This is a genomic window from Allocoprobacillus halotolerans (assembly GCF_024399475.1).
GTDB lineage: Bacteria > Bacillota_I > Bacilli_A > Erysipelotrichales > Coprobacillaceae > Allocoprobacillus > Allocoprobacillus halotolerans.
The window spans coordinates 1,869,861-1,888,134 of record NZ_CP101620.1 but is presented as its reverse complement, the minus strand read 5'-3'; the positions used below and the strand labels follow the sequence as shown (position 1 = coordinate 1,888,134).

Here is an 18,274-nt window from a genome sequence, read left to right as displayed (position 1 = left end):
CCCTTAGCGGGTTTCTTTTATCTTGTCTTTTCTGCAATTTGTTTTAAAACCATATCTACAAATTCATCTAATGATACAGTAATTTGTTTTTGTTCACCATATTGACGATAAGTCACAGTTCTTTCATCTCTTTCCTTATCACCTAATACTAACTGATAAGGAATTTTTTCATTTGTGCCTCACGAATACGATAACCTAATTTTTCTTCACGATCATCTAGTTCTACACGAATACCTTTATCTTCTAATAATTGGAAAACTTCTTTTGAATAGTCTAAATGATATTCATTTTTAACTGGAATCACTTTAACTTGTGTTGGTGCTAACCATAATGGGAAAGCTCCGGCAAAGTGTTCAATTAAAATACCAATAAATCTTTCAATAGAACCAAAGATAACACGATGTAACATCACTGGTCTTACTTTTTCACCATTATGATCAACATAAGTTAAATCAAATCTTTCAGGTAAATTCATATCTAATTGAATTGTTCCACATTGCCATACTCTACCTAAAGAATCTCTCACATGGAAATCTAATTTTGGTCCATAGAAAGCACCATCTCCTGGATTGACTTTAAAGTTTTTACCAGCTGCCTTACAAGCGGCAGCTAAAGCAGCTTCACTCTTTTCCCAGATTTCTAAATCACCAATATATTTTTCTTCTGGACGTGTTGATAATTCAATATCATAAGGTAAACCTAAATTAGAATAAACACGATCAATAAATGAAATCAAACGGACAACTTCACTTTCAATTTGATCTGGTGTCATAAAGATATGCGCATCATCTTGTGTAAATGTACGTACTCTAAATAAACCATTTAAAGCACCACTGGCTTCATGACGATGAACTTGTCCAAGTTCTCCCATACGTAATGGTAAGTCTTTATAAGAATGTAAACCATTTTTATAAACAAGCATACTTCCTGGACAATTCATTGGTTTAATTGCAAATTCACGTTCATCTACTTCACTTGTATACATATTTTCTTTATAATTATCCCAATGTCCTGAAACTTCCCATAATTCTCTTGACATCATAATTGGTGTTTTAATGAATTGGTATCCTTCTTTTGCATGTTCTTCATACCAGTATTGTTCTAATGTATTTCTTAATAACATACCATGTGGTAAGAAAAATGGCATACCAGGAGCATATTCACTCATCATAAATATATCAAGTTCTTTTCCTAATTTCTTATGATCTCTTTTCTTAGCTTCTTCAAGAAAATCTAGATGTTCCTGTAATTCTTCAGCTGTTGGGAAACAAACACCATAAATTCTTTGCAATACTTTATTGTTTTTATCACCTTTCCAATAAGCACCAGAATGTTTTAATAACTTGAAGTTCTTACAAAGTTTTACTGTTTCCACATGAGGTCCACGGCATAAATCAACAAAATCACCTTGACGATAACAAGTAATTTGTCCATCTTCTAAACCTTGAATGAGATCTAATTTATAAGGATCATCTTTAAACATTTCTAAAGCCTCTTCTTTAGAAATTTCTTCTCTTATAATTCTTTTCCCATCTTTACAGATTTTCTTCATTTCTTTTTCAATTTTAGGTAAATCATCATCAGTAATTACTTGATCTCCTAAATCAATATCATAATAAAATCCTTCACTGACAACTGGACCTACCCAGAATTTAGCTTGTGGATATAAATGTTTAACAGCTTGTGCCATCACATGAGCACAAGAATGATTTAAAGTATTTAAAGCTTCTTCGTTTTTAAAATCTCTCATTTTTCTTTTCCTCCTATCCAAAATCTTAAAATATCATCACATTGACTATCGAATTGTCCACCACATTTTTCAATCGTTTTTCTAGAAGCTACATTGTCTTTGTGACAGGTGATCAAAACAGGATTAATTTCCCATTGTTGACAAAATTTCAAAGCTTCTTGCACCATTGCAGTCGCATGACCCTGTCGACGATAATCAGGATGAATAGAATAGCCAATATGTCCACCATGACGTAAAAGTGCATCGTTTAAACAATGACGAATATTGATACAACCAATCACCTTGTTATTGAATATATATAACAATTCTGTACTTGGCACGAAACCATCTTTTAATTCAATACCAAGATGATTCTTTTTCTCCCTTGTTAGCCATTGTTGATAAGTATCACAACTTTCATAAGCACCTGCACCATTGATTCCAAAAGGATTATTTTCATCTTTCATGGTCTGAATCAACATCTTCATAGATTCTTCATCTTGGAGTTCAGGAAATTTTAAATATCCCTTTTTCATCACTCACCGCCTCCTTACAAAAAAGAGATTTCATCCAAAGGACGAAATCTCGTGGTACCACCTTTATTCATTATCGTTAGATAACCTCAAAAACTTTAACGCAGTTTTACGACAATCTCTTTCGAGTGTAGCTTATTAGGGAGTATCTTTATAAGCTATCAAAGATTTTCACCAACCATCTTTTCTCTAAACAATCACTTATAAAAACATATCCTAAATCATTGCTTGTAAAGTTATTTTACATCATTATTCATATTTGTCAAGACATCTGTTCTTTTTGTTTTATTGAGTTCATAATATTCTACAATTTCACCAAATCCATAAATAACAAATGAAAGAAGAAAGGAGATAAAACAAGACCACAACATCATCAACATAGATTCTACTCCCATCAATTGTCCTGTATTTAAATAAGAAGTACTAGCAGCTATCGAATATCCTTGACGAAGTATACTTCCAATCAAAAAGATATAAGCACAGATTTTCAAAACTCTTGATATTTTACAAGTCACGGTTTTTACCCCCCCGTCATTTTTTGACCATTTTATCAAACTTTTTTATTTTCATACAATTTTACAATGTATCCACTACCATAAATCATCAACGAAATTAATAAAGCAAAAATCAAATCATAAATCAATATAAAAAGAGTATTCCATGAAAAAATATGATGAAATTGAATACAAACAGATTTAAATGTATAAAGAATCATATATATAAATGCAAAAACTTGCAATTTTTCTCCAACATGATGAAACATAATTATCATACCTTTCTTTTCATTTTATAATTACTTTTTTCATAAAAAGAAAATATTTTTTCTTCTCTACATTTAAAATAGCATATCGTTGTGTATAAATTATGACTTTTTTTATTTTTTGAAAAAAAGTACTACTCTTTGAGTAATACTTTCATAAATAGAAATTGATTGAAAACTTATTTAACAGTGATTAATTGTAAATAACTTGTTGTTCCTTCAACACCAGGAGTTCCTCCAGTGACAAGGATTGTTTCACCAGCATTAACACCATTTTCTTTTGCGATAACTTCAGCTAAGTTTAATAAACCTTCAGTTGTATCCATGTGTTTACATGTTACTGATTTTACACCCCAGTTAATTGCTAATTTCTTAGTTGTTTTAGCATTTGGAGTTGCAGCAATGATTGGACATTCTGGTCTATATCTAGACATTTTCTTTGCTGTAAATCCTGATTCAGTGAAAGCAACGATAGCTGCCACATTGAATTTAGTTGCAATTTCAGCAACTGACATACAGATAGCTTCAGAAGTATCATTAGATGCAGTTCTAACAGCTTTTCTATGTAATGAAGCATAGTCTAGTGTTGATTCTGTTTTAATCGCAATTTTATTCATCACCATAACAGCTTCTTCAGGATATTTTCCTTGTGCAGATTCACCTGATAACATAATTGCATCAGTTCCATCATAAATCGCATTAGCAACGTCACTCACTTCAGCACGTGTTGGTCTTGGATTTTCTTGCATAGATTCAAGCATTTGAGTTGCAGTAATAACTACTTTTCCAGCTGCTTTACATTTTCTAATTAATTCTTTTTGAATTAAAGGAACATCTTCAGCAGGAACTTCAACACCTAAATCTCCACGTGCAACCATGATTCCATCAGCTACTTTGATGATATCATCCATTTTTTCAACACCTTCGCTATTTTCAATTTTAGCGATAATTTGAATTTCAGGTTTTCCGTTTTCAACTAAAACTTTTTTACATCTAAAACGTCTTGAGGACGACGTACAAATGATGCTGCGATGTAATCAACATCTTGTTGACATCCAAATTCGATATCTGCTCTATCTTTTTCAGAAATGAAATCAAATCCTAGTTCGATACCTGGCACATTGATACCACGTTTGTTTTTTACTTTACCATCATTTGCACAAACACAAACAATGTCAGTACCTTCAACATGGTCAACTAATAATTCAACTTGACCATCATTCACTAAAATAAATCCACCAGGTTTTACATCTTTATATAAATCTTTATAAGTGATTGTAAAACGATCTGCAGTTCCTACGATATCTTCTACACAAATTGTAGAAACTTGCCCTTTTTTAAACTCAGTGGCTCCACCTTCAAAATCACCAGTTCTAATTTCTGGACCTTTTGTGTCTAATAAGATGGCACAATTTGTTCCAAGTTCAGCATTCACTTCACGCATTGTTTGCATCTTTCTCCCATGTTCTTCATAATCACCATGAGAGAAATTACAACGCATAACATTCATACCTGCTAAAACTAATTTTTTTAACATTTTTGGATCTTCTGAAGCAGGCCCAATTGTACAAATAATCTTTGTTTTCTTCATTTTATCTTTCATTCTCAATTAATCTCCTATAATTTAGTTTCTATATTTAACGAAGTTTCAATACATCTTCGTAAATACCTTTATCAACTTCACGTTTGTGTCCTAAAACTTCTTGGATTGGTAATCCAACGATTTCTCCTTTGACTTCACTAATGCAAAGTCCACCTTTACCTTCTTCAAGTAATTCTACAGCTTTAATTCCCATACGAGTTGCTAAAACACGATCTTTTGCAGATGGGCGTCCACCTCTTTGCATATGTCCTAAAACATTGGCACGTGTTTCAAAACCAGTGGCTTCTTCAACACGTTTAGCAAGTTGATGAACATCTGTAATATGTTCAGTAATAACAACCAAAGCATGTTTTTTATCAGTTGCTTTTGAACGTTTTAATGTTTCAATGACTTCTTCTTCATTAAAACCAGTTTCACTTGTAATAATCATTTCAGCACCATCAGCCAAACCAGCATGAACAGCTAAATCTCCACATCTTCTTCCCATAACTTCAAGAATTGTACATCTTTGATGAGAACTTGATGTATCTCTTAATTTATCTAAAGCATCTACAATTGTGTTTAACGCTGTATCAAAACCGATTGTAAAATCTGTATCAGGAATATCATTATCTATTGTTCCAGGAATACCAATACAGTTAATTCCCATTTCTGTTAATTTTAAAGCACCATTATAGCTTCCATCTCCCCCAATAACGACCAAAGCTTCCATACCAACTTTTTGCATTTGTTTAATGGCTTCTTTTCTCACTTCAGGGTCTTTAAATTCAGGGAAACGTGCAGATTTTAAGAATGTTCCACCAATATTAATAATGTTACGTGTACTATGGCTATCAAATTCAATAAACTCTCCGTCATGAAGTCCTTTATATCCTAATCTTACCCCATAAATTTTAATTCCTTTATTTAAACAAGTTCTTGTAACAGCACGAATCGCCGCATTCATTCCCGGTGCATCTCCACCAGAAGTTAAAACTCCAATACATTTAACCATAACTACTCTCCTCTCGCTTTATTACTTATTATTTTATCATAAAATGACGTTATGTTCTACACTTTCGACTACATTCTATATCTTCAAATTCGTTCAGTCAAGCATTATTTCAATGCTTAACGCTTTCAATTTTGAAATAATTGTATTTGTACGAATTTCATCACCTTTCTTTAAAGTATACACCTTTTTCAATTCATTATAACCATACATACTTGTAAAAAAGTAGGTAAATGATTCAATAAACGATATGATAAAATCGTCAGTAAAATTTCATCTCTAGACCAGGCTGTGATATTTTCTTCACCAAGTTCATCTAAAAATAAATAGTCTACTTTTAAAAGACGATCCATCGCATATTCATTATCTCCTGAAGAAAAACTAGCTTTTAGATCTATCAAGTAAGTTGGAAAATGAATAAACCCAATCTGCTTATCTTTTTTAGCTAAACTATTCATCAGTCCTGCAAGCAATGTTGTTTTGCCTACCCCCATTGGACCATGTAAAAACAAACCCTGCGTTGAAGGTGATTGCGAATACTTTAAAATTTGAACCAATGCCTGTTGACGAAGTGGTGATAGACCTTCAGGATTTCGAATCATTTCTAAAGACGATAGATCTGTCAACATCAATTCTTCACTCACATTACTCATTATAAAATGATCCAATAGCTGTCTTTTTTCTTCAAGTGCTTTTCCAAATGGACAGCTTTGTAATTCTAAAACAACCTGTCCATCATAATAACGTAATACTTTTTGCATCCCTACTGTATCCTTTGGACAATGTGCTAATCCTTGACAAGACTGACAAATATGAAAATCATCATTATAATCTAAAAACTCAACCCAATAATCTTCCATTATGGATGCATCCAAATGATGTTGTTTTAAAAAATCTTGAATAGTCTTTTCTTTCAGCAGGGCATATTGGCTTTCTGACTTTATTTTTTCGATATTTTCATTTTGAAAAATCATATCCGATACTCTTTTCATAATTGTCCCTCCTTCAATTGATTCAATAAGTCTTGTAATTCTTGAGATGAAGTTTCTTGTACAGGTTGAACTTTGACATCTTCTTGAACGTCTTCTTCTTTTTCTTCGTTTCCTGGATTCATCAATTCACGATAAGCATCCATTGCTGTTATAATCTTTTTACGTGCCCACGATGCCCCAATCGCTTCACAATAACGTTTCGATAAACGATTATCATTTTTACCTAACACATACTCAATCAAAACATTGACCACGGCTGGTTTTAATCCTAGTTGTACCATCAAAGTTTCCACAATCATTAAATCATGATAAACCGGTTCTTTACCACCTTGTTTTTCTTTCAACAATTCATATGGTGTTAAAGAATCTAAATATTTCATATGTAAAACAAGGGGTGAACTATTGGAATCTTGAGTTTGATACTGGATGGGTTGTTTATGATAGACTTCTTCTAATTTGGATGATTGTTGTACATCAAAATATTTTTGAATAGCCTGTTTGATACAGGAACGATTGAGTCCCTGTGATTCCATCGCATCTTTAATAAATCCTGCCAGTGTTAATGCATCCACTTGATAAACATACCCCAGTTCCATTGCATAGGCTAAATCTTCTTGACTTAAAAGAGAGCGATTGACCTGATAATCTGCTAAACTTTGATAAAGCAAATCACGATCATACGAAATAGAAATATTTTGTGATTCCTGATGAACAAAATCTTCCTGATATTTTAAAAGACGGGTACTTGTACGAGGATGCTGAATGGTAAAGACATCTTGGAACTTAGCAGTCACTTCTTCATAACCTTCTAAATTTTCTAAAGAGATTTTAAAATACTGTAAAGTCTTTTGAAAATCTTCTTGTGACAATGATAATTGTAATAATGATGATAAAATTTGATTTTTAAAGAAAGCTTTTAATGATAAAGGTGCATAGACACGATAAATATATTGAGTGATATCATTTTCATGTTTGACATAGCTTTTTAATAATCCAATGGCCTCTAGACTACGTAATGCTTTTTCTAAATCCATCATATTCATGGATAAAAAAGACTGTAAACGTGACAGAGCACATGGAGCAATAAAACGTCGCATACGCTTTCCTTCCATCATCAACATCATATAAAGCTGCAGAGCTGATGAACCAATCAATGGCTGATAGAGATAATAAAGCGTATCCATTTGAATTTCATCCAATGGATAACGTATTTCAACACGATAGAGATCAGTGACATACAATTTCATCTTTTAAAACCTTCAATACCCTTTCTATATTTTGATATAAATCTTCAAAGTTTTGACAATTATCAATAATATAATCTGCCCATGCTTTTTTCTTTTCTATTGACAATTGTTGATTTATCAACAATCTTGCTTGTTTTTCATCCATATGATTACGTTTCATTAAACGTTGTAACTGTGTTTTTTCATCCACATACACAACCATCACATCATCACACATTTCATCCATATGGGATTCATATAATAATGGAACATCCAAAAAAATCAATGGTTCTTGGCATTCCTGTATGCCTTTTTCTAACATCTTTTTCACAAAAGGATGAATAATACTTTCTAATAAAGCTTTCTTGTTGGCATCACGAAAAACAATCTGACCCAGTTTTTGACGAGAAATATTTTGATTATCATCTAAACAATCAAAACTCTCAATAATCTTTTGATAACAGTCACTTTCTTTTTCTAAAGCTTGATGAGAAATCTCATCAGCATCCAAAACACAATAACCATGTGTTCTTAAATAATTGGTAACTGTGCTTTTTCCAACTGCAATTGATCCAGTAATTCCAATCACTCGACTCATATTCAACACCTCTAATAACGTTTCTTTTGACATTGTGGACAAAAATAAGTCCCACGCTGATGCACCATGATTTTTTTAATCTCATGATGACAATCAGGGCATTCTTTTTGCCCATGTACTTTAAGTTTGACCTGAAATAATCCATGAATCCCATTTGCATCAAAGGAATGAATCGTTGTTCCACCTTGTTCAATGGCTGAATTTAAAACATCTATCGCCACTTGCCTTAATTCATCCACTCTTTTTTGGATAAACGTGAAGCTCTGGTACGGGGATCGATATGCATATAAAAACAGATTTCATTAGCATAAATGTTACCAATACCACACATGATACTTTGATCTAACAATGCTGTTTTAATCGGTAATGAACAATGATGCAGACGTTTATACAACGTTTCACTTGTGATATCAAAGGGTTCAGGCCCTAGTTTCTTTAAGGGCAATTGATGACGATAATCATGAAGATCGACCATTTCCATGCGCCCAAATTTCCTTGTATCAATATATCTTAAATCTTGATGATGATCCATATGAAACACAACATGGGTATGTTTCGTTACTGGTTCGTCACAATCAACAATATGAAACTTTCCTTCCATACGTAAATGTGACACAAAGGCATGATGCTGACATTTAAAAATCAAATATTTTCCAACGCGATCAATATCACAGAACACTTCACCAGTAAAAGTCTCTATAAACTGTGAAACGTCACCTTGAATGATACGATTATAATAGACATCAATACCTAAGATAGGACGGTCTAAAATAAAGTTTTTTAATGTTCTTCTGACCGTTTCGACTTCTGGTAATTCTGGCATATAGCACCTATTTTAAATCATACCAGTTGGTTGCATAAGTTCCATCTACTTTTAATGGCACTTCCATCTGGAAAGCATTTTCCATCGCAGATTTAATAATGGTCATCATCTCATCTAATTCTTCTTTATATACATCAAAAATCAATTCATCGTGGACTTGTAAAATCATTTGTGATTTTAAATGTTTTTCTTTCATTAAACGATCCACTTGAATCATTGCCAGTTTCAATATATCCGCACCACTTCCTTGAATTGGGGAATTCATCGCAAAACGTTTGGCTTGTTCACGCACCATAAAGTTTTTATCATGAATCGTTGGAATATAACGTTTACGATTTAAAACAGTGGATACATAGCCATCACGTTTACAATCCTCAACCACATTTTCCATATATTTTTTAATTTCAGGATATTCTTCAAAATAACGACGAATAAATTCTCTAGCTTCTGATAAACTCACACCAATTTGTTTAGATAATCTAAATTCACCCATGCCATAAATAATACCAAAATTGACTGCTTTTGCTTGACGTCGCATTTGTGGTGTCACATCTTCATCTTTAACTTTAAACACCAACGCAGCCGTATGAGTATGGATATCTTTATTTTGATGGAAAGCATCAATCAATGATTTGACTTTAGCTAAGTGAGCCAAAATACGTAATTCAATCTGAGAATAGTCAAAAGAAATCAAATAATCATGACTCGCTACAAAAGCTTGACGAATTAGTTTTCCTTCTTCTTGACGAACAGGAATATTTTGTAAGTTAGGATCAATCGAAGATAAACGTCCTGTCTGTGTTAAAGCTTGATTAAAGATGGTATGAATCTTGCCATCAGGAAATACTTGTTCTTGTAAACCTTTAACATAAGTTGATGAGAGTTTTGTCAACATACGATATTGTTGAATCAATGGTACAATAGGATGTAAATCTTCAATTTTTTCTAATATATCCTGTGATGTTGAATAACCACTCTTTGTCTTTTTCCCATTTGGTAAACCTAATTTACCAAATAAGATATCACCCAATTGTTTAGGAGAGGCAATATTAAACTTTTCATCGGCCAAAGTATAAATATCTTCTTCAATATCTTTAATTTGTACGTCAAAAGTCTGTTCCAATTTTTTAAGAACATCAACATCAATTTTTGCCCCTACATATTCCATATCAGCTAAAATATAAGTGATAGGTAGTTCTAAGTTTTGGTATAAATCATACTGTTCTTCCTGTTTTAATTTTTCAATCACTTGATCTTTTAAATCATAGATAGCTTTGGCTTTAGAAACTGTATGTTTGGCTAATAAGTCTAATTCAGGAATATGCTTTTTCGCATTTTTACCAAAAACCTCTTCTTCATATTGTAAAGACGTATAACCATAATAATCTCCAATATACTTCATTTCATCTTTTAAACTTGGGTTTAATATGTAAGAGGCTAACTGTAAATCAAAATCCATACCTTGAATATCAATACCATTCCATTTGGCAGATAAAAGTTGAGCTTTGATATTATAACTGTATTTATGATAGTGTGGATCTTTTAAATAAGCTAAAAACATCTGATCTTTTAAAGCATCTTCAAAAGTGATAAAGTAAGCTTGTTTTTCATTATATAATGCATAACCTAAAACAATGGATTTATGATAATTTTGGTCATAGATAGCCCCTAAAATACTACTATTGGTTTGGATAGGTGGCATTTCTTTGACAATTTCATAATGAAAATCTGCTTTTTGAACCACACGTGATTCAACTGAAATCTTTTTCAATAATGAATTCATATCATAATGCGTATAGAAAGCTTTTAATTTTTCAAAATCATAACCATCATAACGTGCTTGATTTAAATCTAAAGTCATCGGAATATCTCTTAAAATCGTTGCAATTTTTTTAGACTGAAGACCTAAATCAATATTCTCACGAATTTTTTCACCCATTTTTCCTTTGATTTCATGCATATGTTCCTTTAAGTTTTCAATTGAGCCATATTCATGAAGTAGTTTTAAAGCTGTCTTTTCACCGACACCTTTAATACCTGGAATATTATCAGCACTATCACCCATCAATCCTAAAAAATCACGAATTTGATCAGGTGCTAAACCATATTTTTCCTGTAAAGTGTCAGGTGTATAAATATCAAGCTGTGTCACACCTTTCACTGTACGATAAACTGTTGTCTGACTAGAAACAAGTTGGAAAGCATCTTTATCTCCCGTAAAGATAGATACACTTAATCCTTGTTGTTCACCTAACTTAGACAATGTTCCTATCAAATCATCCCCTTCATATCCTTCCATTTCATAATAAGGTATCTGATAGGCATCTAAAAATTCACGAACCATCGCAAATTGACATTTTAATTCATCTGGTGTTTCTTTTCTGGTTGCTTTATATTGATCCAATAAATCATTTCTAAACGTCTTTTTCCCATAATCAAAAGCCACAACGACATAAGCACTTTCTCGTTCTAATATTTTTTGTAACATATTGGCAAAGCCAAACACTGCATTGGTTGGAATACCATCTTTGTTGACCATTAAATTTCCCATTGAAGCAGTCGCATAATAGGCTTTAAACAACAATGAATTTCCATCAATCAAAACTAATTCTTCCATATCTATTCAATCACCCTTGCCTTATCCACTATCAAAGATAATTTATCTTTCATATCTACTTTTCCCTGAACAAGACAAATATTTCCTTTCTTTAACATCATTCCTATATTTTTGTACCTTGAAGCAAACACAACACCATCTAAACTTCCCGTTTCATCCATTGCTTCAATAAAACACATTTCTTGACCTTTACGGTCAGTAATATTCTTTACACGTTGTAACTGAATAACAACATTCACTGTCTTTTGAACATATTCATCTAAACGTGAGACATCCACATAAGCTACATTAATTTTTTGTTTCTTTAATTCAAGAGGATGCATGGATAAATACACACCCAAAACAGCCTTTTCTCGCATTAATTTTTCTTCTTGATTATCTTTATAAATCGTTAAAACCGGTTTTTCTTCAATCCCTAGATTTTCTTTTAAATGCCCATAATCCCTAATCGCATCTAAATTTTTAAGAATTGTCTGACGTGACATATCAAATTCATCTAAAGCGCCTGCATCCACCAATGATTCCAACATTTTTTTAGAAAGATGAGAATGTTCCATACGCATCATAAAATCATAAATATCTTTAAACATTCCCTTTTGACGTTCTTCAATAATTGCTTTATAGCCTGCATAACCAACATTTTTAATTGCTAATAAAGAATAACGAATCTGGCCATTCTCGACCATAAAACGCGCATGGGAATGATTCACTGATGGTGGTAATATTTTCAAGTGATATGCTTTACATTCTTGAATACAATGAACTTTGGTATTTTCACTTGATAATTCATTAGATAAAATAGAGGCAAAGAAATAAAGTGGATAATTGGCTTTTAAATAAGCTAACTGATAAGCTACATAGCTATAAGCCACACTATGCGATTTATTAAAACCATAATCCGCAAACTTTTCAATCAATCCAAAAACTTCCTCAGCTTTGTCTTGAGAAAAACCATTTTGCAAGCAACCTTTAATAAATTCTTCTTTCATTGATAACATCAAGGTAGTTTCTTTTTAGAAGTTGCCTTTCTTAGTGTATCAGCTTTTGCGAGTGAAAAACCTGCCATTTTTTGGGCAACTTGCATCATTTGTTCTTGATAAACCATAATTCCATAAGTTGATTTTAAAATCGGTTCAAGTTCTTTTAAAGGATATACGATTTTTTCTTGATGACTACGACGCTTGAGATAAGTTGGAATATTTTCCATTGGTCCTGGTCTAAACAGAGCAATCGCAGCCACAATATCATCAAAACAATATGGTTTCATTTGTCTTAATAAACGACGCATCCCATAAGATTCTAACTGGAAAATACCAAAAGTATCTGCTCTTGAAATTAGACGATATGTTTTTTCATCATCAAGAGGAATATCATTTAAAACAATTCTTTTGTTTTGATTCTGTTCAATATCTTTACAAATATAATCTAACATTGTTAAATTTTTTAAAGCTAGAAAGTCCATCTTTAAAAATCCAGCTTTTTCAATATAATCTTTAGAATACTGACTCATTAAGGTTGAAGTTGGACCAATCACTAAAGGCACAACTTCATTTAAAACACGTTTTGATAAAATAATACCTGCCGCATGAGTCGAAATATTACGTGGTAAATGTTCAATCACACTTGTTGCACCAATAATTTTCTTTAAACGCTGATCTTGATTAATAAGCGATTGAAACTGAGCTGAAGATTGATACATTTGTGTAATAGTTTTTTTATTTTTAGGAGAAGTCGGTATCATTTTGGCAATTAATTCTAATCTTGGTAAAGGAACACCCATGACTTTTCCCATTTCCTTAATAGCAACTCGAGGCCCATATGTATTAAAAGTGACGATTTGAGCAGCATGTTCCTGTCCATATTTTTCAATAACATAACGAATCACATCATCACGTCGATTATCCTGAAAATCAATATCAATATCAGGCATGGATACACGTCCAGGATTTAAGAAACGTTCAAAAAACAAGTCATAATGAAGTGGATCAATATTCGTAATACCTAAAACATAGGCCACCAGACTTCCGCAGCACTTCCTCTTCCTGGTCCAACTTGTATCTTTTGGACTTTTGCCCAACGCACATAATCCCAGACAATCAAAAAATAATCATCAAATCCCATATCATGAATAATTTGAAGTTCATATTGTAGACGTTGTTTATACGATGTAGGAATCTGTTGATTTTGAAAACGTTTTTTTAATCCCACATGACATAAACTTCTTAAATAATCCACGGCTTTACCAGAATGAGGCACAGGATAAGTCGGTAAATATTTTTCATTTAAAGGAATGGTTGCTTTACAAGTTGATAAAACATGTCTTGTTTCTTCAATAATTTCTTGAGAAAACAATTGTTTCATTTCTTGTTCATCTTTTAAATATTTTTCCTGTGTTAATGGTTCATAATTGGCTTCTAACACCATTCCACTTAATGATGCCTGCATTAAATCAACTGCTAAAGCATCTTGTTTTTTTAAATAACGTACTTCATTAGAACAAATCACTTTAACTTTGACATAACGCGCTAAAGACATGATGCGTTCATTGAGTTTTTCCTGTAATTTCAAATGATGATTTTGCAACATGATATAATAATGATCATGAAAAAGTTCTTGAAATAAACGCATATATTTTATCGCTTCATCTTCCATCTCTTTAGCCACGTGGCGTTCCACAATCCCATCTTCTAATCCTGAAATTATATAAAGATGTTGATAATACTTTGCTAATTTATCTAACGCAATCGCACGATCAGGACTCAAGTTAATTTCACAACAGATATGCACCAAATCAAAATATCCTTGATCATCAATAGCTAAAATAATAAATGGATAAATATTGCCTTCAATCAAAACACTTGCTTCCATGCCAAAAATAGGTTTTATATTATTTTTTAAACATGCTTCACTAAATTCCATTGCTGCAAACATATTATTTTTATCCGTTAAAGCTAAGGCATCCAAATGTTTTTCCTTTGCAGCAAAAACCAAGTCTTTAATTAAAATTGTACTTTGTTGAAAACTATAACCACTATAAATCTGCAAATGTCCAAACATCCTATCGCCTCCTTTATGCTACATTATAACAAAAAAATTCATTATAAGATACAATGAAAAGAGAAAAGAATTAACATAATCGCAATATATAAACAAAACACCACATAAATCAAATCTAAAAAATAAAAGCCTTCAATACTCAAAATCCACAAACGATAAAAATATAATAAAATTAAATAAAAATGATATTGTAATTGAATGACTCTAAACCATCTTTGATTCAAAATAATAATCAAACTAACTAAAACAGCTAATAAATGAAAAGGAATAATCCATTGAAAACAAAGTAACTGCAATATCAAAAAGACTCCACATAATAGCTGCATTTTTTTCATTCTACGTATCATCATAACTATCACCTAATTTATCATATGAAAAAAATGTATAAAAAAGTATCAAAACATATAAAAGAGTACCTCAATCAAAGGTACTCTATACATATTATTTATTGAGCTTGTTTTAAAGCTTGTGCTAATTGATCAGGACAAGACGTTGGTTTCGCTCCACAGCGAATACCTTCTAGTCTTGCAATCACTTCTTCCTTACTCATACCTTCAACAAGTCGTGCCACACCTTGCGTATTACCAGCACATCCTCCAATAAATCTCACACCTGTCACTTTTCCATCCACAACATCAAAATCAATACGTGATGAACATGTTCCTTTTGTTTTATAACTTTGCATCCTTCATTCCTCCTATTCTAATCTTGATTTTTCAATGACATAAATATTGTCATTATCCTTTAAACCATCCGACATTTTGATTTTTCCATCTTCCAATAGCCAAATAGCCTCAACCCCATCTAATGAATGAATTAATTCTAATCCTTCTTCATATTCCATTAAAAAGACTGCTGAACTTAAAAAATCAGCTAACCCACTATCTTCAGTAATAATGCTGACACTTCTAAAATGAACAGCTGGATATAATGTATCAGGATCAATCAAGTGATGATATTTCACACCATTAATATCTTGATAAAAACGTTGATAGTCACCGCTTGTGACAATGGATTCACCTTGTACAACCAAAACAGCTTCATTTTCACTATCTGGATCATCTGCACTTGCTGAATAATTTCCATCTTGAGGTGATTCAATACCAACACAGAATTTATTGGCACATTCATCAAGGTAAAAATCTCCTTCTTTAACAATCTTTCTTTCTCCATGACTGGCAACATTACCACCACCACTTAACAAGAAATTATCCACACCTTTTTCAATTAAACCATCTTTAATCAGTTCAATCGCATAACCTTTGGCAGTTGCTCCTACATCGATAGAAACCAAAGCATCATCAATATACACTGTTTTCTTTTGTTCATCAATTTGAATACTTTGTATATTAGTATGCTGATTGGCTTTTTCAAGTGCTACATCACTTGGTATTGTACCAACGCCACCATTTGCCTCTGCTTCTTCACGATAATCATGCCAAATACTAATCACACTTCCAAAAGCAATATTCACTTTAGAAGAAATTGTTTGATAACGTTCAATACTCACATTTAATAAATCAATTAATGTCTGATCAACTTCAACAGCTTTTTTCCTGCATTATCATTAATTGTTTTTAAATTATTCATACCATCATATGTACTATATTTATCAAACAAATGATCATAATAATTTAATTGTTCATCAATATAATCACATTGTTCATTAAAATCATCTTCATTATTAGCATAAGACATATATGTCGTAACTGTATCAAATGGTCCCATAAAATTATGACTCATTAATTCATATTTCTTTTGACATCCAACAGTTAAACTTAACATTGATAAAGCAAGTAAACCTAAAATTCCTTTTTTCAATTTCATCACCGTTATCCATTATATCAATAAATATGAAAAAAACCATGAATTTTTTCATGGTTTTCTTATCACGTTGTTAAATTATTTAGCACTAGAAAATGCTTCAGACATAGCTTCTAAGAAAGCACCAATATCCATAGTACATCCTGCAGCTAAATCAGAACCAGATTTTGGTACTGAAGTATGTTCTTCATCACGTTTTTCAGTTGCAGTTTTAGCAATTTCATCAGCTGTTTTACCTTTACAGTATTTTTCGAACGCTTCAGCTTGTTGATACCATTCAGCTCCACCTTCGATAGCACCCATGCTTGCAGATACTGATTTCATTCCATAATCATCTTTTCTTTCAGATTTAGTAGCTGTAACATCTTTATTGATTTGTGCAACATCAATTTTTGAATAAACAACTTTACCATCGGCATCAGTAGCTACTAAAGCGATAGTTGTATCTAATTGAGCATCACCATTTGACATAACTTCACCAATACCAATTTTTTCAGCATTAGCATCTTGAGCATTAGCGATAGCTTTTGCGATTGCTTCTTTAAATGTTCCAATATCCATTGTACATCCAGCAGTTAAATCAGAACCAGATTTTGGTACTGAAGTATGTTCTTCATCACGTTTTTCAGTTTCAATGTTAGCGATTTCTTCAGCTGTTTTACCTTTACAGTAATTTTCAAGATATTCAGCTTGTTCATACCATTCTCCACCATCTTTGATAACACCCATGCTAGCAGAAACTGATTTCATACCGTATTTTTCTTTTAATTCTTTTTTAGTTTGAGTTTTTTCTTTATCTCCACCACCTGGTGTTGATTGTGCAACATCAATATCAATGTATTGAACTTTACCGTCAGCATCTAATCCTACTGCAGCCATTGTTGTATTTACTTGACCATCTTCAGAATAGCTACTAACAACTCCTAAACCTGCTTTTGCATATTTTGCAGCAGTTGTTGCATCTCCGCCTGTTTCACCTTTCTTACCACATCCAACTAATACAGTTGCTACTAAAGCAGATGCAGCTAAAACTTTTAATAATTTGTTCATAAAAAATCTCCTTCCCATTCCTTTTTTGAACTACATATATTATAGCTTGAAAGCGTTTATATATCAAGTTTTTTTCTACCTTTTGCGTGTAGTTTTTTCTTTTAAACATGGATGCAAATACAAATTATTTTGAATTTATCAATGCTTTTGTGAAAAAATTCGTAAGAAAATTTTTTTAGTATTATAAAATCAAATATATGGAAATGTCTCTTTTTTACTATTAAACAAATATACTATATATAATCCGTATAATTTTACTGTTTAGCTATTTAGTGTTATGGATAAAAAAATTTAATTCATACCTTTTATCATGATGATGTACTTGACATGCTTAATGTATAATATACAAACATTTTTCTTTATAACATTTGAAAAAGGATTCGAATTTTTCATATCGAATCCTCATCATATTTTATAACGCTTTTTTAATTTATTTACTATAACCTTACTATTTTTCACTAGCCATCTTAT

15 protein-coding genes, 3 pseudogenes and 1 other annotated feature are annotated in these 18,274 nt (G+C 31.9%); all 18 genes and pseudogenes read right to left on the bottom strand.

Annotated features, from left to right (window positions below; translation table 11 throughout):
* Positions 1-17: 17 nt before the first annotated feature.
* The 18 genes and pseudogenes from thrS to NMU03_RS11030 all read right to left on the bottom strand — a co-directional run bounded on the left by thrS (position 18) and on the right by NMU03_RS11030 (position 17,803).
* Positions 18-1,750: pseudogene (gene thrS / locus NMU03_RS11115) on the bottom strand (threonine--tRNA ligase).
* The gene (locus NMU03_RS11110; protein WP_290138387.1) at positions 1,747-2,265 is read right to left on the bottom strand and encodes a GNAT family N-acetyltransferase; all 519 of its coding nucleotides are present in this window, start codon (positions 2,263-2,265) and stop codon (positions 1,747-1,749) included. Before NMU03_RS11110 ends, thrS begins: the two are co-directional and overlap by 4 nt.
* A gap of 34 nt (positions 2,266-2,299) precedes the next feature.
* Positions 2,300-2,496 (bottom strand) — a binding site (T-box leader).
* A 2-nt stretch (positions 2,497-2,498) separates the two neighbouring features.
* Entirely contained in the window at positions 2,499-2,777 is a 279-nt protein-coding gene (locus NMU03_RS11105) for a hypothetical protein (protein WP_290138385.1), read from the bottom strand.
* A 424-nt stretch (positions 2,778-3,201) separates the two neighbouring features.
* A pseudogene (pyk, locus tag NMU03_RS11100) lies at positions 3,202-4,625 on the bottom strand (pyruvate kinase).
* 34 nt (positions 4,626-4,659) lie between these two features.
* The gene (gene pfkA, locus NMU03_RS11095) at positions 4,660-5,619 is read right to left on the bottom strand and encodes a 6-phosphofructokinase (RefSeq protein WP_290138384.1); all 960 of its coding nucleotides are present in this window, start codon (positions 5,617-5,619) and stop codon (positions 4,660-4,662) included.
* 188 nt (positions 5,620-5,807) lie between these two features.
* Entirely contained in the window at positions 5,808-6,608 is an 801-nt protein-coding gene (locus NMU03_RS11090; protein WP_290138382.1) for an ATP-binding protein, read from the bottom strand.
* Positions 6,605-7,855, bottom strand: coding sequence for a DnaD domain protein (locus tag NMU03_RS11085; RefSeq protein WP_290138380.1), 1,251 nt, complete (start codon positions 7,853-7,855; stop codon positions 6,605-6,607). Before NMU03_RS11085 ends, NMU03_RS11090 begins: the two co-directional genes overlap by 4 nt.
* Positions 7,836-8,432, bottom strand: a complete 597-nt coding sequence (gene coaE / locus NMU03_RS11080; protein WP_290138378.1) for a dephospho-CoA kinase — start codon at positions 8,430-8,432, stop codon at positions 7,836-7,838. Before coaE ends, NMU03_RS11085 begins: the two co-directional genes overlap by 20 nt.
* Before the next feature lie 11 nt (positions 8,433-8,443).
* The gene (locus NMU03_RS11075; protein WP_290138376.1) at positions 8,444-8,653 is read right to left on the bottom strand and encodes a zinc finger domain-containing protein; all 210 of its coding nucleotides are present in this window, start codon (positions 8,651-8,653) and stop codon (positions 8,444-8,446) included.
* Positions 8,654-8,658: 5 nt separating this feature from the next.
* Positions 8,659-9,255 (bottom strand): DNA-formamidopyrimidine glycosylase family protein, encoded by a 597-nt coding sequence (locus tag NMU03_RS11070; protein ID WP_290138373.1) that lies wholly within the window; start codon positions 9,253-9,255, stop codon positions 8,659-8,661.
* A 7-nt stretch (positions 9,256-9,262) separates the two neighbouring features.
* A complete protein-coding gene (gene polA, locus NMU03_RS11065) occupies positions 9,263-11,872 on the bottom strand; it encodes a DNA polymerase I (RefSeq protein WP_290138371.1) in 2,610 nt (869 codons plus the stop codon).
* Between the two features lie 2 nt (positions 11,873-11,874).
* Complete coding sequence (locus tag NMU03_RS11060; RefSeq protein WP_290138368.1) at positions 11,875-12,861, bottom strand: helix-hairpin-helix domain-containing protein; 987 nt, start codon at positions 12,859-12,861, stop codon at positions 11,875-11,877.
* Between the two features lie 8 nt (positions 12,862-12,869).
* Positions 12,870-14,929 (bottom strand): annotated as a pseudogene (gene dnaE / locus NMU03_RS11055) (DNA polymerase III subunit alpha).
* Positions 14,930-14,970: 41 nt separating this feature from the next.
* Positions 14,971-15,279 (bottom strand): hypothetical protein, encoded by a 309-nt coding sequence (locus NMU03_RS11050; protein WP_290138365.1) that lies wholly within the window; start codon positions 15,277-15,279, stop codon positions 14,971-14,973.
* 95 nt (positions 15,280-15,374) lie between these two features.
* Positions 15,375-15,614: a TIGR03905 family TSCPD domain-containing protein gene (locus NMU03_RS11045; RefSeq protein WP_290138363.1), complete on the bottom strand. Its 240-nt coding sequence runs from the start codon at positions 15,612-15,614 to the stop codon at positions 15,375-15,377.
* Between the two features lie 12 nt (positions 15,615-15,626).
* Positions 15,627-16,439 carry an FAD:protein FMN transferase gene (locus tag NMU03_RS11040; RefSeq protein WP_290138360.1) on the bottom strand — a complete coding sequence of 271 codons (813 nt, stop codon included), beginning with the start codon at positions 16,437-16,439 and terminating at the stop codon, positions 15,627-15,629.
* 14 nt (positions 16,440-16,453) lie between these two features.
* On the bottom strand, positions 16,454-16,756 hold the full coding sequence (locus NMU03_RS11035) for a hypothetical protein (protein WP_290138357.1): 303 nt from the start codon (positions 16,754-16,756) through the stop codon (positions 16,454-16,456).
* Between the two features lie 75 nt (positions 16,757-16,831).
* Positions 16,832-17,803, bottom strand: a complete 972-nt coding sequence (locus NMU03_RS11030) for a hypothetical protein (RefSeq protein WP_290138355.1) — start codon at positions 17,801-17,803, stop codon at positions 16,832-16,834.
* Positions 17,804-18,274: the final 471 nt, after the last annotated feature.